27 protein-coding genes and 1 tRNA gene are annotated in these 23,022 nt (G+C 64.7%); 7 read left to right on the forward strand and 21 right to left on the reverse strand.

All coding sequences use genetic code 11. The features are described 5' to 3' along the window. Positions 1 to 8: 8 nt before the first annotated feature. The 10 genes from IWX75_RS14285 to IWX75_RS14330 form a co-directional block, all read right to left on the reverse strand. Positions 9 to 800: a hypothetical protein gene (locus tag IWX75_RS14285; RefSeq protein ID WP_196822927.1), complete on the reverse strand. Its 792-nt coding sequence runs from the start codon at positions 798 to 800 to the stop codon at positions 9 to 11. Positions 801 to 815: 15 nt separating this feature from the next. Beyond that, positions 816 to 1,043 carry a hypothetical protein gene (locus tag IWX75_RS14290; protein WP_196822928.1) on the reverse strand — a complete coding sequence of 76 codons (228 nt, stop codon included), beginning with the start codon at positions 1,041 to 1,043 and terminating at the stop codon, positions 816 to 818. Between the two features lie 12 nt (positions 1,044 to 1,055). Then, entirely contained in the window at positions 1,056 to 1,307 is a 252-nt protein-coding gene (locus IWX75_RS14295) for a hypothetical protein (RefSeq protein WP_196822929.1), read from the reverse strand. Next, entirely contained in the window at positions 1,304 to 1,453 is a 150-nt protein-coding gene (locus IWX75_RS14300) for a hypothetical protein (protein WP_196822930.1), read from the reverse strand. Before IWX75_RS14300 ends, IWX75_RS14295 begins: the two co-directional genes overlap by 4 nt. After that, positions 1,450 to 2,796, reverse strand: a complete 1,347-nt coding sequence (locus IWX75_RS14305) for an AAA family ATPase (RefSeq protein WP_196822931.1) — start codon at positions 2,794 to 2,796, stop codon at positions 1,450 to 1,452. Before IWX75_RS14305 ends, IWX75_RS14300 begins: the two co-directional genes overlap by 4 nt. Beyond that, positions 2,797 to 3,003, reverse strand: coding sequence for a hypothetical protein (locus IWX75_RS14310; protein ID WP_196822932.1), 207 nt, complete (start codon positions 3,001 to 3,003; stop codon positions 2,797 to 2,799). Continuing rightward, complete coding sequence (locus tag IWX75_RS14315) at positions 3,003 to 3,323, reverse strand: hypothetical protein (protein ID WP_334684363.1); 321 nt, start codon at positions 3,321 to 3,323, stop codon at positions 3,003 to 3,005. The genes IWX75_RS14310 and IWX75_RS14315 overlap by 1 nt, the downstream gene beginning before the upstream one ends. Further along, positions 3,320 to 3,577 carry a DUF3039 domain-containing protein gene (locus IWX75_RS14320; RefSeq protein WP_196822934.1) on the reverse strand — a complete coding sequence of 86 codons (258 nt, stop codon included), beginning with the start codon at positions 3,575 to 3,577 and terminating at the stop codon, positions 3,320 to 3,322. The genes IWX75_RS14315 and IWX75_RS14320 overlap by 4 nt, the downstream gene beginning before the upstream one ends. Positions 3,578 to 3,822: 245 nt before the next feature. Then, the gene (locus IWX75_RS14325) at positions 3,823 to 3,966 is read right to left on the reverse strand and encodes a hypothetical protein (RefSeq protein ID WP_196822935.1); all 144 of its coding nucleotides are present in this window, start codon (positions 3,964 to 3,966) and stop codon (positions 3,823 to 3,825) included. Next, complete coding sequence (locus tag IWX75_RS14330; protein WP_196822936.1) at positions 3,963 to 4,163, reverse strand: helix-turn-helix transcriptional regulator; 201 nt, start codon at positions 4,161 to 4,163, stop codon at positions 3,963 to 3,965. Before IWX75_RS14330 ends, IWX75_RS14325 begins: the two co-directional genes overlap by 4 nt. A gap of 120 nt (positions 4,164 to 4,283) precedes the next feature. On the opposite strand from IWX75_RS14330, the gene IWX75_RS14335 reads away from it, so the two are divergent. Together IWX75_RS14335 and IWX75_RS14340 are read left to right on the forward strand one after the other, a co-directional pair. Continuing rightward, entirely contained in the window at positions 4,284 to 4,829 is a 546-nt protein-coding gene (locus IWX75_RS14335) for a helix-turn-helix domain-containing protein (RefSeq protein WP_334684364.1), read from the forward strand. Beyond that, entirely contained in the window at positions 4,816 to 5,955 is a 1,140-nt protein-coding gene (locus IWX75_RS14340; RefSeq protein ID WP_196822938.1) for a tyrosine-type recombinase/integrase, read from the forward strand. The genes IWX75_RS14335 and IWX75_RS14340 overlap by 14 nt, the downstream gene beginning before the upstream one ends. A gap of 50 nt (positions 5,956 to 6,005) precedes the next feature. Here the strand turns inward: IWX75_RS14340 and IWX75_RS14345 are convergent. Next, positions 6,006 to 6,087: transfer RNA gene (locus IWX75_RS14345), tRNA-Tyr, on the reverse strand. A gap of 244 nt (positions 6,088 to 6,331) precedes the next feature. Between IWX75_RS14345 and IWX75_RS14350 the strand changes: the two genes are divergently transcribed. Continuing rightward, on the forward strand, positions 6,332 to 6,820 hold the full coding sequence (locus IWX75_RS14350; RefSeq protein ID WP_196822939.1) for a YajQ family cyclic di-GMP-binding protein: 489 nt from the start codon (positions 6,332 to 6,334) through the stop codon (positions 6,818 to 6,820). Between the two features lie 66 nt (positions 6,821 to 6,886). On the opposite strand, the gene htpX is transcribed toward IWX75_RS14350, so the two are convergent. The 3 genes from htpX to IWX75_RS14365 all read right to left on the reverse strand — a co-directional run bounded on the left by htpX (position 6,887) and on the right by IWX75_RS14365 (position 9,929). Continuing rightward, positions 6,887 to 7,759, reverse strand: a complete 873-nt coding sequence (gene htpX / locus IWX75_RS14355; RefSeq protein WP_196822940.1) for a zinc metalloprotease HtpX — start codon at positions 7,757 to 7,759, stop codon at positions 6,887 to 6,889. 120 nt (positions 7,760 to 7,879) lie between these two features. Further along, entirely contained in the window at positions 7,880 to 9,163 is a 1,284-nt protein-coding gene (locus IWX75_RS14360; protein ID WP_196822941.1) for an MFS transporter, read from the reverse strand. 61 nt (positions 9,164 to 9,224) lie between these two features. Next, complete coding sequence (locus tag IWX75_RS14365) at positions 9,225 to 9,929, reverse strand: esterase/lipase family protein (RefSeq protein WP_334684365.1); 705 nt, start codon at positions 9,927 to 9,929, stop codon at positions 9,225 to 9,227. Between the two features lie 154 nt (positions 9,930 to 10,083). On the opposite strand from IWX75_RS14365, the gene IWX75_RS14370 reads away from it, so the two are divergent. Then, positions 10,084 to 10,605, forward strand: a complete 522-nt coding sequence (locus IWX75_RS14370) for a Fur family transcriptional regulator (protein WP_196822942.1) — start codon at positions 10,084 to 10,086, stop codon at positions 10,603 to 10,605. Beyond that, positions 10,595 to 12,076: a catalase gene (locus IWX75_RS14375; RefSeq protein ID WP_196822943.1), complete on the forward strand. Its 1,482-nt coding sequence runs from the start codon at positions 10,595 to 10,597 to the stop codon at positions 12,074 to 12,076. Before IWX75_RS14370 ends, IWX75_RS14375 begins: the two co-directional genes overlap by 11 nt. 142 nt (positions 12,077 to 12,218) lie before the next feature. On the opposite strand, the gene IWX75_RS14380 is transcribed toward IWX75_RS14375, so the two are convergent. Further along, a complete protein-coding gene (locus tag IWX75_RS14380) occupies positions 12,219 to 12,854 on the reverse strand; it encodes a GNAT family N-acetyltransferase (RefSeq protein WP_196822944.1) in 636 nt (211 codons plus the stop codon). A 271-nt stretch (positions 12,855 to 13,125) separates the two neighbouring features. On the opposite strand from IWX75_RS14380, the gene IWX75_RS14385 reads away from it, so the two are divergent. Then, entirely contained in the window at positions 13,126 to 14,178 is a 1,053-nt protein-coding gene (locus IWX75_RS14385) for an alcohol dehydrogenase catalytic domain-containing protein (RefSeq protein WP_196822945.1), read from the forward strand. A gap of 84 nt (positions 14,179 to 14,262) precedes the next feature. Here IWX75_RS14385 and IWX75_RS14390 read toward each other — a convergent pair whose 3' ends face one another. Continuing rightward, positions 14,263 to 16,803 carry an MMPL family transporter gene (locus IWX75_RS14390; protein ID WP_196822946.1) on the reverse strand — a complete coding sequence of 847 codons (2,541 nt, stop codon included), beginning with the start codon at positions 16,801 to 16,803 and terminating at the stop codon, positions 14,263 to 14,265. Between the two features lie 40 nt (positions 16,804 to 16,843). Continuing rightward, entirely contained in the window at positions 16,844 to 17,464 is a 621-nt protein-coding gene (locus tag IWX75_RS14395) for a TetR/AcrR family transcriptional regulator (RefSeq protein ID WP_196822947.1), read from the reverse strand. A gap of 140 nt (positions 17,465 to 17,604) precedes the next feature. Between IWX75_RS14395 and IWX75_RS14400 the strand changes: the two genes are divergently transcribed. Continuing rightward, on the forward strand, positions 17,605 to 18,000 hold the full coding sequence (locus IWX75_RS14400) for a VOC family protein (RefSeq protein WP_196822948.1): 396 nt from the start codon (positions 17,605 to 17,607) through the stop codon (positions 17,998 to 18,000). A gap of 24 nt (positions 18,001 to 18,024) precedes the next feature. Here IWX75_RS14400 and IWX75_RS14405 read toward each other — a convergent pair whose 3' ends face one another. The 4 genes from IWX75_RS14405 to IWX75_RS14420 all read right to left on the reverse strand — a co-directional run bounded on the left by IWX75_RS14405 (position 18,025) and on the right by IWX75_RS14420 (position 22,897). After that, on the reverse strand, positions 18,025 to 18,411 hold the full coding sequence (locus IWX75_RS14405; protein WP_196822949.1) for a DUF779 domain-containing protein: 387 nt from the start codon (positions 18,409 to 18,411) through the stop codon (positions 18,025 to 18,027). 9 nt (positions 18,412 to 18,420) lie between these two features. Beyond that, positions 18,421 to 19,944: an acetaldehyde dehydrogenase ExaC gene (gene exaC, locus IWX75_RS14410; protein ID WP_196822950.1), complete on the reverse strand. Its 1,524-nt coding sequence runs from the start codon at positions 19,942 to 19,944 to the stop codon at positions 18,421 to 18,423. A 110-nt stretch (positions 19,945 to 20,054) separates the two neighbouring features. After that, positions 20,055 to 21,398: a GAF domain-containing protein gene (locus IWX75_RS14415; RefSeq protein WP_196822951.1), complete on the reverse strand. Its 1,344-nt coding sequence runs from the start codon at positions 21,396 to 21,398 to the stop codon at positions 20,055 to 20,057. 77 nt (positions 21,399 to 21,475) lie between these two features. Next, positions 21,476 to 22,897, reverse strand: coding sequence for an FAD-dependent oxidoreductase (locus IWX75_RS14420; protein ID WP_196822952.1), 1,422 nt, complete (start codon positions 22,895 to 22,897; stop codon positions 21,476 to 21,478). Between the last annotated feature and the right edge of the window lie 125 nt (positions 22,898 to 23,022).

Genomic DNA, 23,022 nt, shown 5'->3' on the forward strand with positions numbered 1-23,022 from the left:
CAGCAGCGCTAACCGCCTACCAGACCCGCGACCAGGAACCCCTGGCCGCGTAACCCGAAACAACAAAGAACTGTCTCACAAACTTGACGAGCGCATTGATCGGCTCCGTGGTCCTTTGCTTCCTCCGTTAGCCGGCGGATGGTCAGCGTCCCGTCGAGCTGGTCCGTGTTCAGTGTGCTGATATCGATGCCCGCGGTTTTCGCTATCTGTTCCACCTCGGCGTGTGGGAGGTCGAGGATGGGCAGGAGTTTCACGAGCGCGGGCGGGACGTTCTGCACAGGGTTTAGCTGGTAGATGCTCGCGTAGGGTGTGAGCTGCTCGATGCTGTGTCGTGCTTTGTTGAGCGCTCCCCCGGTGTCGGCGGCGATGTTCGTCTCCGGGTCGAGGGCGGCGACACCGGCGGGTAGCTGCTTCGCTGCGGTGGTGAGGGTGCGGACAACCTTGTCGAATGATGGTGTGAGGTCCGCTGTTGCCTGTCCGAGCAGTTCCGGTAGCGCCCGGTGCACTGCCGCGTGGTAGTTCCTGCCGAACGCGGCTTTGAGTGCGTCTGCTGCCTGGGCGGTGCGGAGCTGCTCGAGGGCGTCGGTGTACCACTGCTCCGGGTCCGTGGTGGTCAGCGCTTCATCGGCGAGGCGTGCGCTGACTTGATCGGTTGTTGGTGCGGCAGTGATCCTGTCGCGGATCCCCAGCGCTGGGGTTGGTGGTGTGAGCCCTGCAGCTTTGTATGCGGCGACGATCTGCGCGAGCTGGGTGTAGTCGTTGGTCGCGGCCCGGTTGAAGATAGCTGTTGTGGTGGTCATGGTTTTTCCTCCTGGTTAGAGTCCGAGTGCTTTTGCTACGTCGGGGGTGAATCCGTTACCCGGTTCGGGTTCGGGTGGCTGTACTCGGCTTTCCTGCTCCGCTGTCTCTAGGAGCTTGCGGAGCGCTTCACCGCCTGCCGTGTTGAGTCGTGCGGTGCGTTCCGCCGGCGTCGGTTGCCGGCTGGTGTTCATGGCCGCGGCCTGTTCTTTGAACATGTGGTGGAAGTCCTCTTGGATGCCCATTGGTTATGCCTCCTACGTGGGGTTGATGGTGAATTGGTAGCCGGTGAGTCGCTGCTGACCGGATAGGAACATTCCGCAGCCTGGGGCGCGGTGGTGGTGAGTGCCGGGGGTGAAGATGACGACGCCGGGTTCTTGGTTGTCTGGTCCGGTGAGGACCGCGGAGTAGGCGTAGGTGCGGCGCCCCTCGAAGATGTTCCGGTGGTAGTGCTCGGGCCGGCTGGTGAACACGCGGCTTTCCCCCCTTTGGCGTGCTTGCTCACTCATTTGGTGGCCTCTCTCTGGTCGTACAGTTTGAGTCGGGCTTCGGCGGTGAGGGCGCGGGCCATCCAGGAGCGCATGAGCGTGTGCTCACGAAGAGCAGCTGCTCGGAGAGTTTCCGCTTCGGCTTTCCATTCGTCGCGGGACTTCATGGCGTCTCCGTGCTGTAGCCAGACGGCGTGTAGTTAGTCTTCCTAGGGGGTTCCTGTATTCCGGAAGAGTAGGAAGACTCAGAAGAGTAGGAAGACTCAAGAAGTTCAGTGTTCCTAGTGTTCTTAGAGTCCCTAGTCTCCTGAGATACAGGGAGTGGGTAGGAAGACTCAGAAGCATCCAGGGAGAACAGCCACTTCCCGCCCTTCCCGTTAGGCGTCGAGGTTCCGACATCCCGCATCGCCTGTTCCGTCGCTGTCTTTCCGAAGCCTGCTTTGCGTAGGTGGTCCTTCACGTCGGCGCTGAGCACGTCGCCTGTTTGCTCGGCCATGTATTCGCGCAAGACATCCTCTGCCTGCTCGGTTTTGGACGGTTTACGGTCAGCTTCCTGCTCTTCCCGCTTCCACTCCGAGAGCAACTGCCCTATGGTCATGAGCGCCGACTGCGGGCCTGTCAGGAGCGCCGTGGTGCCAGGGTCGTCGTCGGTCTGATCCCTCACCTGCTCAATCTGCACGTTGAACTTCACAGCATCGACAATCCCGGTGGTGTTGGCCTTATCCGGGCCTACCCATAGGTGCTGACGTTCGCCGTCCTGCAGCGGTGGGCGTGCCGCAAAGAGCACCATGCGGGCCTTCTGCCGGAGCGCTGCCGTGCCGCCCATCAAGTCGCGAGTGTTTGAGGTGTCGGCCCGGTTGGTGTGCGTCACGAGAAGAACGGCGAGGTTATGGCGGGTGGCGAGGGTTTTCCACGGGTGGAGTGCTGCCCTGGCCTGCTGTGTGTCCCTGATATTGAGATTGCCGGCAACAGTGTCCAACCATGCGTCGACCACGAGGAAGGCCGGCTTGTCCGTCAGCTGATCCAGGAGCCCGTGGAGCAGGAGCATGTCCCCGCCGTCTCCCCCGGTGAAGATCGGCGTTCCTGAACCGTCGTCCTCAGCGCAGAAGAAGTGAATCCGGCTTAGGTCCGCGCCGGCTGTCCGTAACCGTGCTTCCACTTCGGATGCCGAGTCTTCGGTGACGATGACCACGACATCGGCGGGCTTACGCTTTGCCCAGTTGAACGACGGGAACGCACGACCGGTAGTGACAAGGGACGCCATGAGCACCCATAGGAGGCTCTTCCCGATGCCCTCCGCGCCGACGAGGACAGTGATCTCCCTACGTGGGAGCCATCCCCGGCCAAGCCACTGCGTAGGCGGTGGTAGACGTAAATCAGTTGTGCGGCGGAGCGCTAGACCCTTCTTGCGGGATTCCAGGGCGGTGACCGTTGCGCCGTGCTGATAGCCGGCCGGATTCCACTCTCCCGCCTCGAGGGGTTGCGCCCAGGTGGGCGTCTTGTCTGTCATTTAGGCTGCCTCCGCCTCATGTTTTGGATCCCAGCGGGTGAAACCGCCGCGGTAGTCGTTCATGCGCAGAGCCCGTGCCGCTGCCCTGTGCCGTGCCGTGTCCAGGCCGGTGATACAGAGTTGGACAGTTGCGCGTCGGTGCCCGTCCCAGTCGGTGATGCCCTCATACAGACAATCTCCGAAAGGCTCCTGGTCCGTTGTGCTCATCAGGAGTTCTGATCACCCGCGAGTTGTGCGAGCCGCCCCCGGAAGTCGTGATCAGGCATGGCCTGTTCGGTGACATCGAGGATCGGCGCGAAGATGTCCTCGGTAAGGAACCGCAGTGCACGTAGCGACAGTGCCGAGAGGTACACGGAGTTGCCGAGGTTCGCCAAGGCAATCTGCTCCAGGTGTGCTGACACCTTCTCTGGGCTGTCGCAATCCTTGGCGAGCAGTGCGGCGAGGGTGAACGCGTCGGCTTCGAGATTGGAGATATTGACAGCGAAATCGGGAACACCGCTTCCGTCCGTCACGATGTACCCGCTCACTTGCGGCCCGCCCCGATTAGCAGTTCGCTGTAGACATCGGCGCAGAGGGGGCACTCCACGGTTCTTCCCGTGAAAGCCTCTTCCTCCCCTGTGAGAACCCATTGCTCGCCACATAGCGCGGTTGTGGGTTCGCCGGTCACCAGCGAGCGGGTGATTTCGGCTTTCCTCAGGTAGTGGTTGACGACCGGGAAGCCATCGACACTGGGGGCGGTGTCCTCGATTGGGCGCTGGGATACAATGGCATTAGATTTCATGGCAGTGATCTTCCTTTTTCAGAGGGTTGGGTTGCTGGTGACGGCGATTCCGGTGGTTTCTTTGGCGAGAGATCCGGGATCGCCGTTCGTATTTAACTTGGCCCTGCATATGGGGCCTAGGTGGTGGTGCAGGCTCTTGGCGTTCCAGAGTGGTGCCTTGCACCGGATACAGCGGCTTGTGAGTACCATTCCCACCGATGCCGCATAACGCTGCATCTCCGCTATCACCGCGGCCGCTGGGGCGCTCAAACCGGAACCTCCGAGGGAAGCGTTACCGGCATATCAAGCGCCATCTCCAGATCCAGAAGCGCGTTATGCAGGTCGTCCGTGGTGGCGAGGCCGGCGTCGGCGTCCTCGATCAGGGTGCGGAGCGTCTGTGTCAGGCTCATGCGACGACCTGCCCGCCGGTTTGCTGCCTGGTCTGTGCATCGAGCCAAGCCGCAATGTCAGATTCGCGGTATCGAATTGTGCGGCCCGCCTTGATGAACTTCGGGCCGATCCCGAGGTAACGCCACTGGGCCAGTGATGCAGGGGACTTCCCAATCCACTCCCCTGCCTGATCCGCTTTCAGCAGTCTGTCTTCCATCGCTTACACCCCTTTTATGATCTTTCAGCGATCATTTTGACCGCCCAAGAATCAAGGTACATGAAGCTCGTTCAACGTGCAAGCTGGTAGTTCACGGATCATTTTGATACCGTTGCGCTCATGACGGATAAGAAAGTTCCCCTAGGCCCCACCGGGCGCACAGTGCAGGAAAACGTGAGACGGCTGCGGGGTGGGATGCAGTACAAAGAGTTGAGCGAGCGCCTTGAAGCTGTCGGGCGCCCAATAGCGTCTCTCGGGCTGCGGAGGATTGAGGCAGGGGAACGGCGCGTGGATGTCGATGATTTAGTAGCACTAGCTGTCGTTTTTGGGGTGTCCCCACTCACACTTCTACTACCTGCAGATGGAACGCGGTACGCGTCTTCCTACCTCACCGGAATTCCAGACCGCAAAGTATCACACAACACGCAATGGTTATGGGCGCTTGGTGAGGAACCATTAGAGCTTCCTGGACTGGGGCAAACAAATGATGCATTGCGGGAGAAAGCTCTCTACCAGTTCAAAGCGAAACCAGAAGTTGAAGACCGATCTACCGCCGTCGGATATGTGGTCAATGACGACGACAAAGAGCAAGAGGGTGAGATGCTGACTCTCGCATCCAAGCTGATTACAACTCAAGGACTTGACCGCAGCCGTGGCAACGATTGAGGCGTATGAGACTAGCCAGGGCCGGCGCTATCGGGTTCGGTACAGGACGCCGGAGCGTAAGCAGACGGACAAGCGAGGCTTCAGGACCAAACGGGACGCCGAAAACTTCGCCGCAACGGTGGAAGTGTCCAAACTCAAAGGCGAGTACATCGACGTATCCGCAGCACGGGCAACCGTTGGTCAGCTCGGCCCGGAATGGCTGGCACGGCAAACGCATTTGAAACCGTCGTCTTACCGCCCGGTAGAGGCCGCATGGCGCAACCATGTTGAACCTGTCTGGGGCGCTAAAGCTGTGTCCGACATACGGAAGACCGCCGTGCAACAGTGGCTCTCCCTTATGACAACGGGCGACGGCGCAGCGATCAAACCGAAGTCCGCGACGGTGGTTATCCGTGCGTATGGCGTGCTGGCATCCATCCTGGATGGTGCTATGGATGACCGCCGTATTCTGTCTAATCCGGCGCGGGGCGTGGATTTGCCCAGGAAGGGCCGGAAAGCACACATCTACCTCTCACACGATCAAGTGCATGACCTTGCGGCAGAAGCCAAACACGGGACGCTGGTCCTAGTGCTGGCCTATTGTGGCCTCCGCTGGGGTGAAGCGGTCGGCCTCAAAGTGAAGCATCTGGACATGTTGAAACGGCGCTTCCGAGTAGAGGAAAACGCCGTCGAAGTCGGCGGCAAGATTGAAGTCGGCACGCCGAAGAATCATAAGAAGCGTTCCGTGCCGTTCCCCAGGTTCCTTGCCGAACCGCTTGCTGTGCAATGTGGAGGCAAGGGCCGGGAAGATCTAGTGTTTCCCGGCGAGAATGGCGGGTACATGCGTTCCACGCGGGTCCAAGAGGACCGGGGCGGTTGGTTCACGGGTGCGGTGAAGCGCTCCAAGGTTCCCAGGATCACGCCTCACGATTTGCGGCATACCGCGGCGAGCTTCGCAGTGTCGGCCGGCGCTAACGTGAAAGCAGTGCAGCGAATGCTCGGTCATAGCTCGGCGGCGATGACCCTAGACATCTATGCGGACCTGTTTGACGACGATCTGAATGCCGTTGCGGATGCACTAGATCACGCTGTCTCAGCGGCAAGTGTGGGCAAAATGTGGGCACGGGGCCTATCCGGGCAAAACTGAAGGCCCCCACTTCCCTGTGTTAGCAAGGAAATAAGGGCCTTAGTCGCCTGTGGCAGATGAGGGATTCGAACCCCCGTAGGCGTTGCCAGCTGATTTACAGTCAGCCCCCTTTGGCCGCTCGGGTAATCTGCCGAACGTCTTCAAGCGAAGACCACCCGCGGCAAGCGCGGGCAAGACAACTTTACAAAAGATTCGCCCCAGACACGAATCGGCATCCGGTGCGCAGAACTTCGGGAGGGCAGTGCCTCCAGGATGTCATTGCTGCGCGCTCGGTGGAAGGACCAGCAGGAGGAGGATGGGCACACCTCGAGAAGGCGTCCGATGGTGCAACCAAGTAGGCTTGAACAAGGAATCGAACCAACTTCAAGGAGGCACCGTGGCAAGCGAATCCACGTTCGACGTCGTGAGCAAAGTGGACAAGCAGGAGGTAGCCAACGCGCTGAACCAGGCGCAGAAGGAAATCGTGCAGCGCTACGACTTCAAGGGTGTAGGCGCTGAGGTCGATTTCAGCGGCGAGAAGATCCTCATGAAGGCCAACTCCGAGGAGCGCGTCCTCGCCGTCCTCGACGTCCTGCAGTCGAAGATGATCAAGCGCGGCATCTCGTTGAAGTCCCTCGACACCGGCGAACCCTACGCCTCGGGCAAGGAGTTCCGTCTGGAGACCTCCATCAAGGAGGGCATCGAGCAGGACATCGCCAAGAAGATCAACAAGCTCATCCGGGACGAGGGTCCCAAGGGCGTGAAGTCCCAGATCCAGGGCGACGAGTTGCGCGTCAGCTCCAAGTCACGCGACGATCTCCAGGCCACCATGGCCCTGCTGAAGAACTTCGACGAGGCCGATCTGCAGTTCGTCAACATGCGCTGATCAGCACCAGTAACGACGACGGCGGCCCCACCTTCGACAGGTGGGGCCGCCGTCGTCGTTCGGAGGTCAGTTCCGCCGCCCGGCCATCGCTTCGAGGCGCGCGATGCGCTGATCCATCGGCGGATGGCTCGCGAACAGCTTGCCGACGCCGCTGCCCTTGAAGGGGTTGGCGATCATCAGGTGCGAGGTGTTGACGAGGCGCTGCTCCTGCGGAAGCGGCGCGCGCTGGGTGCCCGACGCGAGCTTGCCCAGCGCCGAGGCGAGGGCCAGCGGATCGTTGGTGAGCTTGGCGCCGTCCTCGTCGGCATCGTATTCGCGGGTGCGCCCGATCGCCATCTGGATCAGGCCCGCGGCGACCGGGGCGAGGAAGGCCAGCAGCAGGGCGGCGATGGGGTTGCCGCCCTGGTTCCGGCCGCCGAAGAGGCCGGCGAACGCGAACATCTGAGCCACCGACGTGATCACGCCGGCTACAGCGGCCGCGATGGAGCCGGTCAGGATGTCCCGATTGTAGACGTGCATGAGTTCGTGCCCCAGGACGCCGCGGAGTTCCCGCTCGTCGAGCAACTGGAGGATTCCCTGGGTACAGCAGACTGCGGCGTGCTCAGGATTGCGGCCCGTGGCAAAAGCGTTCGGTGCCATCGTGGGTGACACGTACAGTCGCGGCATCGGCTTGTTGGCCCGGGCGCTGAGTTCCCGCACGATGCGGTACATGGCGGGCGCCTGCTGCTCGCTGACCTCGACGGCCTTCATGCTCCGAATGGCGATCTTGTCGCTGTTCCAGTAGCTGTACGCTACGGATCCCACCCCGATCAGGGCGAAGATCCAGAGGAAGGCCGAACTGCCCGTGGCACCGGCAATGACGGCACCGAACAGCAGGAAGATACCCATGAGGGCGCCGAACAACAACGCCGTCTTGGCACCGTTGAGATGATTGTGCACTGCAGCAACTCCTTCGGATGACGGCTCCCGGATCCAACCGGGACGTACTGGCCCCACGCAACCACGAGGCACGCTGTCCTCCAGATTCTACGGGCCGGGGCTTGGCGCGGGCTGGTAGTTTCAGGCCTCCGGCTGCCGCGAATCGTACCTGGCGAAGCGCGGCTGCCAGCGCGAGAGAGCCAGCACCAGCACAATGCAGGCAAGTCCACCGACGACGGCGGTCCACCCCTCGCCGAGCCAGGCCGCGTTCCCGCCGGCCACGACGTCGCCCACCCGTGGGCCTCCCGCGACCACCACGATGAACACGCCCTGCAGCCGGCCGCGCATGGCGTCCGGGGTCGCTGACTGCAGGATGGTGTGGCGGAAGACGCTGCTGATCGAATCGGCGATTCCCGCAAGGATCAGGCACAGGGCGGCCGGGAGGACCCAGCCGGAAAGTTCTCCATCCCCCACCGGAGCCCGGCCGGCGCCCGCCATCACCACCACCAGTCCGAAGGCACTGATCGAGGCACCCCAGCCGACGATCGACCAGATGACCGCGAGACCCTGCTTGTGGATGCGCCCGAGCGGCCCGGAGAACAGGCCCGCAAGCACCGACCCGAACGCGGCCGAGGCGAACAGGATGCCGACCGTCAGCTCCCCGCCACCGATCAGCACTGCCCCCACCGCAGGCAGCAGCACGCGCGGCTGCGCCAGGATCATGGCGGCGAGGTCCACGATGAACGTCATCCGGATATTCGGCCGGGTCCCGAGGAAGCGGAAACCCTCGAGGACCGTCGCCAGCCCTGCCCGCCGGGTGGGTCCCTCCGGCGGCATGGGCGGCAGCCGGTACACCGCCCACAGCGCGAAGGAGAACGTGACGACGTCGACCGTGTACGTCCAGGCGTAGCCCACCTGCGCCACCAGCACGCCCGCAAGCAGCGGACCGATGGTGAAGGCGAGACCGAAGGTGATCATGCTGAGCGCGTTCGCTGCCGGGAGGAGTTCGGGCCGGACGAGCCGCGGAATGATCGAACTGCGCGTCGGCTGGTTGATGCCTGCGGCGCCCGAGTGCAGGGCGATGAGGCAGTACAGCAACCAGACGTCGTCGAGGCCGAGCCAGGCCTGCGCGGCGATACCCATGGACGTGCCCCACAGGGCGATGCTCGATGCGAGCGCCACCTTCCGGCGGTCCTGCGCGTCAGCGATGGCCCCGCCATAGAGACCGGCGACCACGAGCGGCACGAGGGCGAAGAGGCTGAGCAGCCCAACGCTCAACGTTGATTCCGTCAACGAGTAGACCTGGAGGCTGACGGCGATCAGGGTGAGCTGGGTCCCGATTGCGGAAAGCGCCGTGCCGATGTAGAGCCGCCGAAATGCCGGGCTCTCCCGAAGGGGCGTGAGGTCAGCGAGGAGTCTGGGCACCGGGAAAGTGTATCCGGACTTTCGTTCGCGGCGGCAACAACTTCAGCGGGGGTGGTGCCCCTCAGGTCTCCCGCTCTTCCGCGGCGATCGCCTTGTCGATTTCCTTCAGCACCCGAGGATCGGCGATGGGCCGGAAATGCCCCATCGTCTCGAGCTGTATATTCCGGGCACCCTCCAGATAACTGCCGCCGGGGATGTGCGGATCGAACTTGCCGTAGATCGAGGTGATGCGGGAATTGCTTTCGATGTTCTCGCGCAGTAGCTGGAGGGTGCGGTTACCCGGGGCGAAGGCCCGGATGCTCGGGAGCACGAAGAAGTTCGCATAGATGGAGCCGGAAAAGGGGGTGTTCACCGTGACCATGCGGTTCACGCGGCCGGCCTGGTGCGGCATGGTCATCAGGAATTTCCCGATCAACCCGCCTTTGCTGTGGGCCACGACCACCACGTTCTCGAGGCCCTGCTGCTCGAGATACCGGCCCACGAGGACCGCCATATCCTCGACGGTCCCCAGGTTGTAGCCGAGCTTCCGCACCACGTGGATGGAGTGGCCCGCGGTGTGCAGATGATCCGCGATAGGACGCAGGAACTGCCAGGTCTCGTAGATCCCCGGTATGAGCAGGACCGGCAGCTTGTTCGCCTGTGCCTTGCTCGCGTCGGGATGCAGGTACCGTGCGGGGTCCGCCCGGAAAAGAAACCCATGTGCCTGCCAGAAACCCACATAGGCATAGTCGAGCGCCCAGGCCCAGCCGCGCTTTCCGAAGTTCACCCTTTCACCGTACCGACATTCTTCGAGGCCGGGGCGGCGACTTCGGGCACAACGACTCGTGGACGGGGCATTGCCGCGGGCCTCGGGGCCGCCGAAACGAGAATCGCGTCGCGCCTTATTATGAATTGTTCGGAATAAGTGGTTGACTCGGGTCATGACCAAAGCAGCGCACTCCTTCGAGGCTCTCGAGGCCCTCGAGGCCCAGTGGTCGAGCGCGCTGCATTCACTGGGGAGGCGAGTCACCCGCCAGCGGCTGGCAGTCCTCGCCGCCGTCGAACGTTCCCCGCACGCAACCGCCGACGACGCCGTGGCCGCCGTGCGCGCCGAACTGCCCCACATCACCGTGCAGTCCGTCTATGTGGTCCTCGCGGACCTGACCGACGCGGGCCTGCTGCGCCGCATCGAAACGCCGCACTCCCCCGCACGTTACGAGACACGGGTGGACGACAACCACCATCACGCCGTATGCACTGGGTGCGGACGCATCGAGGACGTCGACTGCGCAGTGGGCCACGCCCCCTGCCTGACTCCGTCCTGGGCCCCTGGCTCCAAGCGGATGACCATCCGGATCGCGGAAGTGATGTACCAGGGACTGTGCGACGACTGCCGCGCCACCCCCGCAGACCCCACCGACCAAATTTCAGATCCATTCCAGAAGGAGCAACATGAACGCTAATTTCAGCACGACGCAGTCCGGGGCGCCGGTCATCGACGACAGCAATTCCTCGGCCGTCGGCCGCGACGGAGCCATTCCGCTGACCGACCACTACCTGATCGAGAAGCTGGCGCAGTTCAACCGTGAGCGGGTCCCCGAGCGCGTTGTCCACGCCAAGGGTGGTGGCGCGTTCGGCGTCTTCGAAACCACCGAGGACGTCAGCATGTTCACCAGGGCGGCCCTCTTCCAGCAGGGCACGACCACCGAGACGCTGCTGCGTTTCTCCTCGGTGGCGGGCGAGCAGGGCTCCCCCGACACGTGGCGCGACCCCCGCGGCTTCGCACTGAAGTTCTACACCGCCGAAGGCAACTACGACCTCGTGGGCAACAACACCCCGGTGTTCTTCATCCGCGACGGCATCAAGTTCCCCGACTTCATCCACTCACAGAAGCGCCTTCCCGGCACCAACCTGCGCGACGCCGACATGCAGTGGGATTTCTGGACGCTCAGCCCCGAATCCGCACACCAGGTCACCTGGCTCATGGGAGACCGCGGCCTGCCCAACTCCTGGCGCACCATGAACGGCTACGGATCCCACACCTATATGTGGATCAATGAGGCCGGCGACAAGTTCTGGGTGAAGTACCACTTCAAGTCCAGCCAGGGCCACGAAGTACTCTCCGTCGACGAGGCCGAGGCGCTCGCCGGCTCGGACGCCGACCACCATATCCGCGACCTCGCCGAGAACATCGCGAAGGGCAACCACCCGAGCTGGGACCTCAAGGTCCAGATCATGCCCTATCACGACGCCAAGGACTACCGGTTCAATCCCTTCGACCTCACCAAGGTGTGGCCGCAGGCCGACTACCCGCTGATCCCGGTCGGCAAGCTCACCCTGAACCGCAGCCCCGAGAACTACTTCTCGCAGATCGAACAGGCCACGTTCGCGCCGTCGAACTTCGTCCCCGGCATCGCGGCAAGCCCCGACCGCATGCTGCAGGCGCGTATCTTCTCCTACGCCGACGCCCACCGCTACCGCGTGGGCACCAATCACGCGCAGCTGCCCGTGAACATGCCGAAGAACGAGGTCCGCAACTACTCGAAGGACGGCGCCGGCAGGTACCACTTCAACGCTGCGTCGACCCCGGTCTACGCTCCGAATTCGGTGGGCGGTCCCGCCGCTGATCCCGCACAGTACGGCGCGCACGGCGGCTGGGAGAACGACGGCGACCTCGTCTATGCTGCACACTCACTGCATGCCGAGGACGACGACTTCGGCCAGGCCGGCACGCTGTACCGTGAGGTCTTCGACGACGCCGAACGCGCCCGTTTCCTCGAGACGATCACCGGGGCTGTGGGTGGCGTCGTCAGCGGCGATATCCGTGAAAGGGCCATCGCGTACTGGACGAACGTCGATGAAACGCTCGGCGCCAAGCTCCGCGCGAACCTCGGTACCGCCTCCGCCTCGGAATCCGAAGCCGCGCTGTACTAAATCGGGCTGTACTGGACGGCGCTGGATCGAACTGCACAGCGGCTGACGCCGTCGCGCTCGACCGCATGCGCGGCATCAGCGCGAAGAGAGGAAGGGCGGGCCTTCGGGCCCGCCCTTCCTCTCTTGCGTATGGCCGTAGGACTCAGACCTCGTGTAACTCGGCATCTGCGATGAGGAGCTCCACGCGGTGTCGCTGCCGGGTCGGAAGGAGTGCGAGGTACTGCGGATTCTCGGTCAGGAACTCCCGGACCTGGGGACAGTGCGGTGCGACGGCAAGGCGGCGGCGGTGCGCGTTGAGGAGGACATGCTGGATCAGGAGTGGCTCCACCTCGGCCCGGTGGAACCGTGGATCCACAACGGCCTGGAGGAGCAGCACGTCTCCGCCGTGCATTTCATACTTGACGTACCCGGCCATCCTTCCGTTCTGGAAAAGTTCGAAGCGGGAGAACAGCGGGTTGTCGCGGAAGGTTCCACGTGAGTCGGGCGGCACCACGCGGGTCTCGGCGATGGTTTCCCGGCGTTCGAGTTCCTCGACGAGGGACTCGTACTGCTCCCTGGATTCCATCGGGGGGTAAGCGCGGTCCAGGAGTCGATAGACCTGATTGCAGAGCACACGCAACTGGCGGGTGGGAACAACCGTGAGGTCGACCGGAAATCCCGTTTCATCGAGTTGCGGGTCGATGCTGGAACCGCGGCCCGACGGTGCGACGAAGGACGGCGGGCTCTGCTGGACAACAGGCGAGTGAAGACGGTCAAGTACTAGGGGAACATTTTCCATGGTCTACTCCACGCTGGTGGTTTCCATGGCCCTCTGCTAGGCCGGTTCCGAAAGCATAGTTCAACCGGAATGAAAGAGAAACCCAGTAGGCTGACTATTTTTCCGTCAACCCTGCACCAGCGGATCGTGCCGGAACCGGGCGTCATGCAGGGCATCCGTCACCACCATGGCATCGTCCGAGCGGAGCCATTGCTCCCCTGATACCCTCGCTGGAAGCTGACCGCCGCATGGCGCGGAAGGCAGGATCGTCGGATTTCCCCCGGAGGAACCAGTGCGCGCAGTCCATTTCGACAGGTTTTCCCAGCGGCCGGTGCTCCGCGATGTAGCGGACCCGGTGCCCACCCCGGGCGGCGTCGTCGTGTGTGTCGAGACGACGGGACTGTGCCGGAGCGACGTCCACGGCTGGCTGGGACACGACGCCGGAATCGCCCTCCCCCACGTTCCGGGCCATGAGCTGGTGGGAATCATCGATGCGGTCGGCCCGGCGGTGCAGCGCTTCTCTGCCGGGCAGCGCGTCACCGTACCGTTCGTCTGCGCGTGCGGGCGGTGTCCCGAATGCAGTTCGGGCAATGGCCAGGTGTGCCGGAACCAGACGCAGCCCGGCTTCACCCACTGGGGTTCCTATGCCGAGCTCGTAGCCCTCCATGACGCCGACAACAACCTCATCCCCGTACCCGCGGAGCTCGACAGCGGAGCAGCTGCGCTCCTCGGCTGCCGGTTCGCCACGGCCTACCGCGGCCTCGCCCACCAGGCGCGGGTGCAGCCGGGCGAATCCCTGCTGGTGATCGGCTGCGGAGGCGTGGGCCTGAGCGCGGTGATGATCGGCGTAGCGCTCGGAGCCACCGTCACCGCCGTCGACGTCGACGATGCCACCCTTGCGCGGGCGCGCCGGCTCGGAGCTGCGCGGACCATCAACTCGTCCGGGGTGAGCCAGGAGGCCCTCCTCGGCTCGATCGGGGATCTGGTCCCGCAGGGCGTGAACGTGTCAGTCGACGCACTCGGGCTCGCAGAGACGGCAACGGCCTGCATCCTTTCCCTGCTGCCGCGGGGCCGGCATGTGCAGATCGGACTGTTCTCCTCCGACCCGGTGATGCCCATGTCGGCGGTGATCGCCCGGGAGTTGACGGTGCTGGGGAGCCACGGGATGCCGGCCCGGGACTATCCTGCCCTCCTCGCACTGGTGGCCTCGGGAGCGCTCCGCCCCGAATCCCTGATCGAGCGCAGGATCACTCTTGATGAGACACCCGAGGCGCTCCTGGCAATGGCCTCGGGACGGAATCCGGCGGGCGTGACCGTGATCGACGTCGTGCCCCGTCCACGCTGACGCGCCACCCCACCCCCGCTGATTAAGCACCTGTGGCGGTTTCCGTCCGGAAATACCAGCCATACGTGCTTAATCAGCGGGGGGTCAGATCCGGACCAGCACTTCTTCCGGCTTACTTTCGGTACGGGTGAGCCTGGCGCCCTCGACGTCGACGTCGGGCAGGATCCGCCCGAGCCAGGCCGGCAGCCACCACGCCCTCCTGCCGAGCAGGTACATGGCCGCCGGGACGAGTGTCATCCGCACCACGAAGGCGTCGAGCAGCACTCCGAACGCCAGACCGAAGCCGATGGGTCGGACCATCGTCAGGTGCGAGAACACGAAACCCGTGAAGACGGCGACCATGATGATTGCCGCGGCCGTGACCACGCGCGCTCCGTGGCTGAAACCGATGCGCACGGCAGCCCGCGGATCATCACCGTGCACGAAGGCCTCCCGCATCCCCGATACCAGGAACATCTGGTAATCCATGGCCAGCCCGAACAGCACGCCGATCAGGATGATGGGCAGGAAGCTGAGGATGGGCCCCGGATTCGTCACACCGAAGAATCCCCCGAGCCAGCCCCACTGGTAGATCGCCACCGTTGCGCCGAAGCTCGCCAGCAGCGAGAGCAGGAAACCGGCAGTCGCGATCAGCGGCACCAGGATGGAGCGGAAGACCAGCAGGAGCAGGATCAGTGACAGGCCGACGACGATCCCCAGGTACAGCGGCATGGCCTCCATGAGTTTCGCGGAGACATCGATGTTCGCCGCCGTCTGCCCTGTCACGGCGATGGCCACCCCGGTTTCGGCTTCGATGTCCGCTGAGGAATTCCTCAGGTCGCGCACGAGGTTCTCCGTGGTTTCACTGGCCGGGCCCTCCTCGGGGATCACCTGGAAAATGGCGGTCCTGCCGTTCTCGCTCACGGTGGCCGGGACGGACGCCGCGACGTCGGGAATCGCCGCCAGACGGTCATTGACCTGCAGCTGCAGCTCGGTCAGTTCGGCGTCGCCGGTTGTTTCGGGCAAGGATCCGACGACGATCAGCGGACCGTTGGTTCCCTCGCCGAACTTCTCCCCGACGGTGCTGTAGGCCTGGAAGGCCGTGGAATCGGCAGGCTCGGTGCCGCCGTCGGGCAGTCCGACGCGGAGCTGTGCGGCCGGCACCGCGATGACGCCGAGCAGCACGATGCCGGCGATCAGCGTGAGCACCGGTTTCCGCGTGACGACGCCGCCCCAGCCACGGCCGACGGCGGCACGCTGGTCGGCGGCCTGCTGGAGCGTCTCCGGCGTACCTGCGGCCGATTCGACCTCGTTCTTCGCCCAGCGCCGCTTCGAGATGAGTTTCGTGCCGAGGACGGCAAGGAGCGCCGGTGTCAGGGTCAGCGCCACCAGGACCGACACCGCGACGGTGCCGGCTGCGGAGAGACCCATGACGGTGAGGAACGGAAGACCCGGCACCGCGAGTGCCGCGAGCGCCACCACCACGGTGAGTCCCGCGAACAGCACTGCATTACCGGCGGTACCTGTGGCCTTGCCGATCGATTCCTGCAGATCCATGCCGTGCAGGAGCTGGGTCCGGTGGCGGTTGACGATGAACAGGGAGTAGTCGATTCCCACGGCGAGGCCGAGCATGAGTGCGAGCACCGGGGAGATGCTGTTCATCTCGATGAGCCCGGACAGCGCGAAGGTGATACCGACGCCCACCCCCACACCCACTACGGCCATGACCAGCGGCAGCCCGGCAGCGATCAGGGTGCCGAGCATCAGCACCAGCACGATCGCGGCGACGAGGAGGCCCACGATCTCCGCGGGCCCGAAGATCTCCGAGACGTCCTCGACGATGTCCTTGCTGAAATCCACCGAGACTCCGGCGTCCTCGACGGATTCGGCCGTTCCCTGCACTTCCTCGCGGAGTTCGGGCGTCACGGCATTGATCTGCTCCTCGAACTGCACGCTCGCCACAGCGGCGGTGTTGTCCTCCGAGACGAGGCGGATGCCTGACGTCGCCTCGAGCGTGCGCTCCCCGAGCTCCAGGGACGCACGGCCCTCCTCGAGCTGCGCGCGCCCGTCCTCGAGTTCTGCCCTGCCGGCGTCGAGCTGTGCCTGTGCAGCTGCGATCTGCTCCTCGGTGGCCTGGACCTGTTCCGGGGGGAGGAAGGCCCGCCCCTGTTCGAACGCTTCCCGCTGCGCGTCGAGCTGCTCCTGGCCCTGCTGCAGCTGCGCTTCACTGTCGGAGAGTGCCTGTCCGCCAGCGTCGAGCTCTGCCCGGCCCGCCTGCAGTTCAGCGCTGCCGGTTTCCACCTGCGCCGCGACGTCGAAAGGATCCACGATGGAGCGGACGCCGTCGAGCGCGGCCACCTCGGCGAGTGCCGCCTGGACGGCGGACTCCTGGTCGGCAGTGAAGGCGCCGTCGTCGGAGGTGAAGACCACCGTGCCCGTGCCTCCCACTGCCTCGGGCAGTTCCTCCCTCAACCGGTCGGAGATGCGCTGCGATTCGGTTCCGGGGATGGAGAAGTTGTTGGTCAGCGTTCCGGAGAAGGCGACGGCGGCCCCGCCCACCGCGAGGATGATCACCAGCCAGGCGGACACCACCCACCACCGCCTGCGGTAGGCGAACTTGCCGAGCCGGTAGAGCAGAAATGCCATGATGGGTCCTTGCTGGTTGGTGCTGGAAACGGAGGATGTGTCAGGCGGGGTGCGCGAAGCCGTCGCGGAGCATGGACAGGGCGCGGACTATCCGGGCTTCGAGGTCCGCACCGGAGGCGTCGTCGGGTTCGGGGCTTTCCCCGGCCCAGTCCTGCATGGCTGCCTTGGTGCAGGAGAGCACCGATCCGACGAGCGCGGTGACGTACAGGTGGGATACGCCGGGCCCAAGGCGCTCTTCGACGGCCTGGACGATGCGGGTTTCGGCGCGCTCCCAGGAGTGGAGCTGCGCCCGGAGCAACTCGGGATTGTCGGCCGCCATGCGGAACAGCTCGCCGTGCGTCCCCAGATGCTGTACCTGGGTGGTGGCACCGAATGCCGCAATCATCGTGTCGAGCAGCGGGAGCCCGGCGGGCTGTTCGGCGAAGATGCCGATGGCCAGTTCGAGGAAGGACTCCATCCGGACGTTGAGGGCTTCCTCGGCACTGTGGAAGTAGTTGAAGAAAGTACGGCGCGACACCCCTGCGGAAGCCGCGATCTGGTCGACGGTGAACGACCCCGGGCCCTCCCTGCGTGCCAGGGCGAACGCTGCATCGGCAATCGCCCTCCGGGTGTCGATCTTGTTCTGCGCGCGGCGCCCCGGGGGCTCTGTCGTCTCGGCCATCGTCTCCACAGACGTCAGGTTAGTTCAAAACTTGCACAGCGTGCAATTTGTGGCGTCGGATGATCACCCGGAACGGCGGCGGGCCCGGAAACGGGAACCCCTCCGTTGCGGGACCGCCCCGACCCCGATAGATTCCGGATATGGAGCGTGTCGAAGGCATCGGGGGCCTGTTCTTCAGTGCGTCGGATCCGGAGGGCCTCACCCGGTGGTACAGCGACCATCTCGGCGTCGACCCGCCACCCGCCTCCTACGACGAGGCATCATGGCAGCAGAAGGCCGGATCCACGGTATTTGCCGCAATGCCCGCCGGGTCGGAACACTTCGGGGGCCCGCACCATCGCTGGGGAATCAACTTCCGCGTCGCCGACCTCGGGGCGATGGTGGCGCAGTTGCGAAGCGCAGGCATACCGGTCGCGGTCGATCCGGCCACGTATCCCAACGGAACGTTCGCGAGCCTCGAAGACCCCGAAGCCAACGGCATCCAGCTGTGGCAGCCCGCCGGAGTCGACCGGCAGGACACGGAAAAGGGCGGGTGACGACCCCGCCCTTCCCCGGTGCAGCTACTCCATCAACCGTGACCGGATGAGGAACCGCTTGCCCTCCGGCGCCTCCACCGAGAAGCCGCTGCCCCTCCCCTGCACGACATCGACCGTCAGGTGCGTGTGCTTCCAGTACTCGAACTGCTCCCTCGACATCCAGAAATCAATCGTCCGGCTGCCGTCGTCGGAGATATCGAGCACCCCGAGCAGGATGTCGGCTTCCGCGGTGATGAACTCTCCCGCCGGATAGCACATGGGCGAGGAACCGTCGCAGCAACCGCCGGACTGATGGAACATCAGTGGACCGTGGATGCCCCACAGTTTCTGCAGGAGTTCGACGGCGGACCCGCTCAGGGCCACCCGGGAAAAGGTCTCGCCCGGCAGGACCACCGAGGCTTCTACTGTCACGGCATCTCCCTAGAAGAACCCGAGCTTGTTCTCGGAGTAGCTGACCAGGAGGTTCTTGGTCTGCTGGTAGTGATCGAGCATCATCGAGTGGTTCTCGCGCCCGATGCCTGAGGACTTGTAGCCACCGAACGCCGCTCCCGCCGGGTAGGCGTGGTAGTTGTTGATCCACACACGGCCCGCCTGGATCTCGCGGCCCGCCCGGTAGGCGACGTTCCCGTTCCTCGACCAGACGCCGGCGCCCAGTCCGTAGAGCGTGTCGTTGGCGATCTCCAAAGCCTCGGAGTAGTCCTCGAACCTCGTGACCGAAACCACCGGCCCGAAGATCTCTTCCTGGAACACCCGCATGTTGTTGGTGCCCTCGAAGATGGTCGGCTGAACGTAGTAGCCCTCGGCAAGATCGCCGCCGAGCGTCATACGCTCTCCGCCGATCAGCACCTTCGCGCCCTCCTGACGGCCGATATCCATGTAGGAAAGGATCTTCTCCAGCTGGTCGTTGGACGCCTGGGCACCCACCTGCGTGTCGGTGTCCAGCGGGTTGCCCTGCACCATCTTCCCCACCCGGGCCACGGCGTCGGACATGAACGAGTCGTACATGGACCCCTGCACCAGTGCCCGCGAGGGACACGTGCACACCTCACCCTGGTTGAACGCGAACAGCGCGAACCCTTCGAGTGCCTTGTCGTAGAAGGCGTCATTGCTGTCCGCAACATCCGAGAAGAAGATGTTGGGGCTCTTGCCTCCGAGCTCGAGCGTGACCGGGATGAGGTTCTGGCTGGCGTACTGGCTGATCAAACGCCCCGTGGTGGTCTCACCGGTGAAGGCGATCTTCCGGATGCGCTTCGACGACGCCAGCGGCTTGCCTGCCTCGACGCCGAATCCGTTGACCACATTGATGACGCCGGCGGGCAGGATGTCGCTCAGGAGCTCCATCAGCACCAGGATGGACGACGGCGTCTGTTCGGCCGGCTTCAGGACGACTGCGTTGCCCGCGGCGATCGCGGGGGCGAGCTTCCACGTGGCCATGAGGATGGGGAAGTTCCACGGGATGATCTGCCCGACGACGCCGAGCGGCTCGTGGTAGTGGTAGGCCGTCGTGTCGTCGTCGAGCTGCGACAGGCGCCCTTCCTGGGCGCGGATGGCGCTGGCGAAGTACCGGAAGTGGTCCGCGGCCAGGGGCATGTCGGCCGCCAGCGTTTCACGTACAGGCTTGCCGTTGTCCCAGGTCTCGGCGACGGCGAGCATCTCGAGGTTCGCCTCGATGCGGTCGGCGATCCTGTTCAACACTGCGGCGCGTTCGGCCACGGAGGTCTTGCCCCATGCGGGAGCTGCCTTGTGGGCGGCGTCGAGGGCGAGGTCGATGTCCTCCGAGGTGCTCCGTGCCACCTCGCAGAACGCCTTGCCGGTGACAGGGGAGATGTTCTCGAAGTACTGGCCCTTGATCGGGGCAACCCACTCGCCGCCGATCCAGTTCTCGTACCGCGGCTTGAAACTGACCTTGGAACCATCCTGGCCAGGCTGGGCGTAAACAGTCATTGCGCAACTCCTTGAACTTTCTGCGGGACATGGACGTCGTCGTCCGTGTCCTGCGAGCGTAATAGTCCGCGCGTTGCAGTAAGGTTGCACGTCTGCGACGCTCGTGCAGGTCAGGACTTGCTCAAGCTGCCCGGCTCAGCGATACCGAGCTCGCGGTCCATCCACTCGAGATGTGCGACGACGGCGGCCCGCCGGGGCGACCGCTGCGGCAGCACCTTCAGCGCGGCCGCCCACGCTTCGACGTCGTACTCGGCTTCGGGCAACTGGAGGTACTGCAGCAGGGCGTCGGGTGCGGCGTCGTTGAGGACTGCTTCGCGCAGCAGCGTGCTGATCTCACCGCGGAGCCGGATGATGGCAGGGGCCTGGGAGCGCGGCAGCACCGGCCCGCGGTAGATCCCGAGCGCGAGGCGGTGGGCTCCCCGGTGCAGGTAATTGAGCACCTGCACGGCGTCGACCACGAGCTCGGTGGGCAGGCGGTAGGGGCGCGAAGAGGGGACCAGCGATTCCCCGTGCTTGGCGAGGACCTTGCGGAGACGCAGCATTTCGGCGCGCACCGTCGTCCCCGAGGCGTGTTCCGGGTAGGCCATCAGCGCGAGCTGCTCCGCGGTGACGCCGCTGGGGTGAAGCGCCAGCAGCGCGAGCAGCTCTGCGTGCCGCAGGCTGAGCTGGACGGATTGCCCGCCGACGTGGACCACCCCGTGGTCGGTGCCGAGGATCTGCAGGCTGTCGCGGTACAGGACCGCCCGTCGCCGAGCGGCCGGCGCACGCCGCGCCCTGGGGAGCCTGCTCTGGAGGCGGTGGATGCTGAGCTGGGCTTCAGCGGCGGCGACGGTCGCCTCGACGAGGGAAAGGGTATTGGCGGCGACGGCGTCGGAGGTTCCCGTGATGTCGACGACGCCGAGCACCGTTCCTGAATCCGGATCGTGGAGGGGCACCGCCGTGCAGCTCCAGGGGTGTACCTGCGGACTGAAGTGTTCGGCCCCGGCGATCTGGACGCTGGCCCCGAGCGCGAGGGCAGTACCCGGCGCACTTGTCCCCACTGCCGATTCGGACCAGTCGGCCCCCGCGACGAACAGCATCCCCTCGGCCCTGCGGCGCAGCTCCCGGTCACCGTCGACCCAGAGCAGCCGGCCGTTCTCGTCCCCCACAGCGACCAGGAGGCCGCTGTCAGCGCTCGGCTGGACCAGCAGTCGGTTGATGACGGGCATGACGGCGGCGAGCGGGTGGCTCTGCCGGTAGGCCTCGAGCTCGTCCTCGGAGTAGAAAAGGCTGGCCGCCACGGCATCGGGATTGGGGAGGTGCGTCAGGGACCGCAACCATGAATCGCGCACGAGCCTCCGCAGGTTGCCGTCGAGGCTGTCGCCCTGGCCCAGCGCCTCATGGGCGGCGAAGGCGCGCTGCTGTGCAGAGCGGGAGGTCAGTTCCTCGGGGCTGGACGAACGGGACGGCGTCATTGGCACTCCGTATCGGGATCCGCCCCACCGGCACTCCTGTGGGACGGATCACAGTCTAGCGGGATTACTCCGGCTGGCTACTCTCCGCGTGACACCGCCACCATCGAATCCCGCGGAACGAGCTTCACCCTTTCGCGCACCAGTTCGGCGTTGCCGGTGGTGTTCACGAAGTTCGCACCGAGCTTCAGCTCGTGGGCGTCGAGCTTGAGCCAGCCCTCCCACGTGGTGTACGGCACGCCGCGCGATTCGAGGAGGTCGATGATGGCATCCTTCGACGGGTCCTCCGCCGGCGGCAGGTTGAGGCGGTCCTCCAGCAGGTACCCGATGGTCTCGAGGGCATCGCCCTTGGTGTGGCCGATGAGCCCGACCGGGCCGCGCTTGATCCATCCCGTCGCGTAGATCCCCGGCACGGCGCTGCCGTCCTCGTCGAGGACGCGCCCGCCCTCGTTCGGGATGACGCCCCGCTTCTCGTCGAAGCCGACCTCGGGCAGTTCGGAGCCGAAGTAGCCGATGGCCCGGTACACGGCCTGCACCGGGTAGTCGACGAATTCACCGGTACGGCGAACGCTTCCCTCACCCGTCAGTTCGGTCCGCTCGAACCGTATTCCGGCCACCTTCCCGGGAGCCGCCGAAGAATCGAGAATCTCGACCGGCGCGTGGAGGAAGTGCAGGTGCAACCGGCGCGAGGCGCCGGTCGGCTCATCCTCGACGAGCCAGTTGGTCAGGGTCTTGACCATGGTCTTGGTCTGGTTATTGCCGGCGATCTGCTGCTCGGAGGCTTCATCGAAGTCGAAGTCCTCGGGGTACAGCACGATGTCCACGTCGCGCGAGTGCGAGAGCTCGCGGAGCTCGAGCGGCGTGAATTTCACCTGCGCCGGACCCCTCCGGCCGAAGACATGCACATCGGTCACCGGCGACGCCTTGAGGCCTTCGTACACGTTGTCCGGAATTTCGGTGGTGAGGAGGTCGTCCGCGTGCTTGGAGAGGATCCGGGCGACGTCGAGTGCCACGTTGCCGTTGCCGATGACGGCGATCTCCTTCGCGTCCAACGGCCAGGTGCGGTCGACGTCGGGGTGGCCGTCGTACCAGGACACGAAATCCGCTCCACCGAAGGAGCCGTCGAGCTCAACTCCGGGAATGTCCAGGCCGGCATCCTTGATGGCACCCGTCGCGAAGATGACCGCGTCATAGAAGCGCCGAAAATCGGACAGCGTGAGGTCCCGGCCGTAGTTGATGTTGCCGAGGAACCTGATGTCACCGCGGTCCAGCACCTTGTGGAGGGCGTTGACAATGCCCTTGATCCGCGGGTGGTCGGGGGCGACGCCGTACCGGATCAGGCCGTAGGGCGCGGGATACTGGTCGAAGAGGTCGATACTGACCTCGAAATCGCCCCCCTGCACCTGGTTGGACTTCGTCAGGATGTCGGCAGCGTAGACGCCTGCCGGCCCGGCGCCGATGATCGCGACCCGCAACGGACGGGCCGCAGCTGAGGTAGACACTGATATGCCTTCTTCCGTGGGAAAAGCTCCCGAAGATGTCCTGCGCCAATAAGCGCACGTTTCCCTATTCTAAATGGCGGGCCGGACGCGTGGCTAAACCGTCGGGGGAAGTTCGCTGGGGGAAT

This window comes from Arthrobacter sp. CAN_A6, from assembly GCF_015751715.1.
Taxonomy (GTDB): Bacteria; Actinomycetota; Actinomycetes; order Actinomycetales; family Micrococcaceae; genus Arthrobacter_D.

Excerpts from the sequence above, each read along its gene's own strand:
- IWX75_RS14370 (WP_196822942.1), top strand. The coding sequence starts at position 10,084 with ATGACCAAAGCAGCGCACTCCTTCGAGGCTCTCGAGGCCCTCGAGGCC.
- IWX75_RS14310 (WP_196822932.1), bottom strand. The coding sequence starts at position 3,003 with ATGAGCACAACGGACCAGGAGCCTTTCGGAGATTGTCTGTATGAGGGC.
- IWX75_RS14290 (WP_196822928.1), bottom strand. The coding sequence starts at position 1,043 with ATGGGCATCCAAGAGGACTTCCACCACATGTTCAAAGAACAGGCCGCG.
- IWX75_RS14305 (WP_196822931.1), bottom strand. The coding sequence starts at position 2,796 with ATGACAGACAAGACGCCCACCTGGGCGCAACCCCTCGAGGCGGGAGAG.
- IWX75_RS14320 (WP_196822934.1), bottom strand. The coding sequence starts at position 3,577 with ATGAAATCTAATGCCATTGTATCCCAGCGCCCAATCGAGGACACCGCC.
- IWX75_RS14400 (WP_196822948.1), top strand. The coding sequence starts at position 17,605 with ATGGAGCGTGTCGAAGGCATCGGGGGCCTGTTCTTCAGTGCGTCGGAT.
- IWX75_RS14325 (WP_196822935.1), bottom strand. The coding sequence starts at position 3,966 with ATGAGCCTGACACAGACGCTCCGCACCCTGATCGAGGACGCCGACGCC.
- IWX75_RS14295 (WP_196822929.1), bottom strand. The coding sequence starts at position 1,307 with ATGAGTGAGCAAGCACGCCAAAGGGGGGAAAGCCGCGTGTTCACCAGC.
- IWX75_RS14390 (WP_196822946.1), bottom strand. The coding sequence starts at position 16,803 with ATGGCATTTCTGCTCTACCGGCTCGGCAAGTTCGCCTACCGCAGGCGG.
- IWX75_RS14395 (WP_196822947.1), bottom strand. The coding sequence starts at position 17,464 with ATGGCCGAGACGACAGAGCCCCCGGGGCGCCGCGCGCAGAACAAGATC.
- IWX75_RS14415 (WP_196822951.1), bottom strand. The coding sequence starts at position 21,398 with ATGACGCCGTCCCGTTCGTCCAGCCCCGAGGAACTGACCTCCCGCTCT.
- IWX75_RS14300 (WP_196822930.1), bottom strand. The coding sequence starts at position 1,453 with ATGAAGTCCCGCGACGAATGGAAAGCCGAAGCGGAAACTCTCCGAGCA.
- exaC (WP_196822950.1), bottom strand. The coding sequence starts at position 19,944 with ATGACTGTTTACGCCCAGCCTGGCCAGGATGGTTCCAAGGTCAGTTTC.
- IWX75_RS14380 (WP_196822944.1), bottom strand. The coding sequence starts at position 12,854 with ATGGAAAATGTTCCCCTAGTACTTGACCGTCTTCACTCGCCTGTTGTC.
- IWX75_RS14375 (WP_196822943.1), top strand. The coding sequence starts at position 10,595 with ATGAACGCTAATTTCAGCACGACGCAGTCCGGGGCGCCGGTCATCGAC.
- IWX75_RS14285 (WP_196822927.1), bottom strand. The coding sequence starts at position 800 with ATGACCACCACAACAGCTATCTTCAACCGGGCCGCGACCAACGACTAC.
- IWX75_RS14335 (WP_334684364.1), top strand. The coding sequence starts at position 4,284 with ATGACGGATAAGAAAGTTCCCCTAGGCCCCACCGGGCGCACAGTGCAG.
- IWX75_RS14330 (WP_196822936.1), bottom strand. The coding sequence starts at position 4,163 with ATGGAAGACAGACTGCTGAAAGCGGATCAGGCAGGGGAGTGGATTGGG.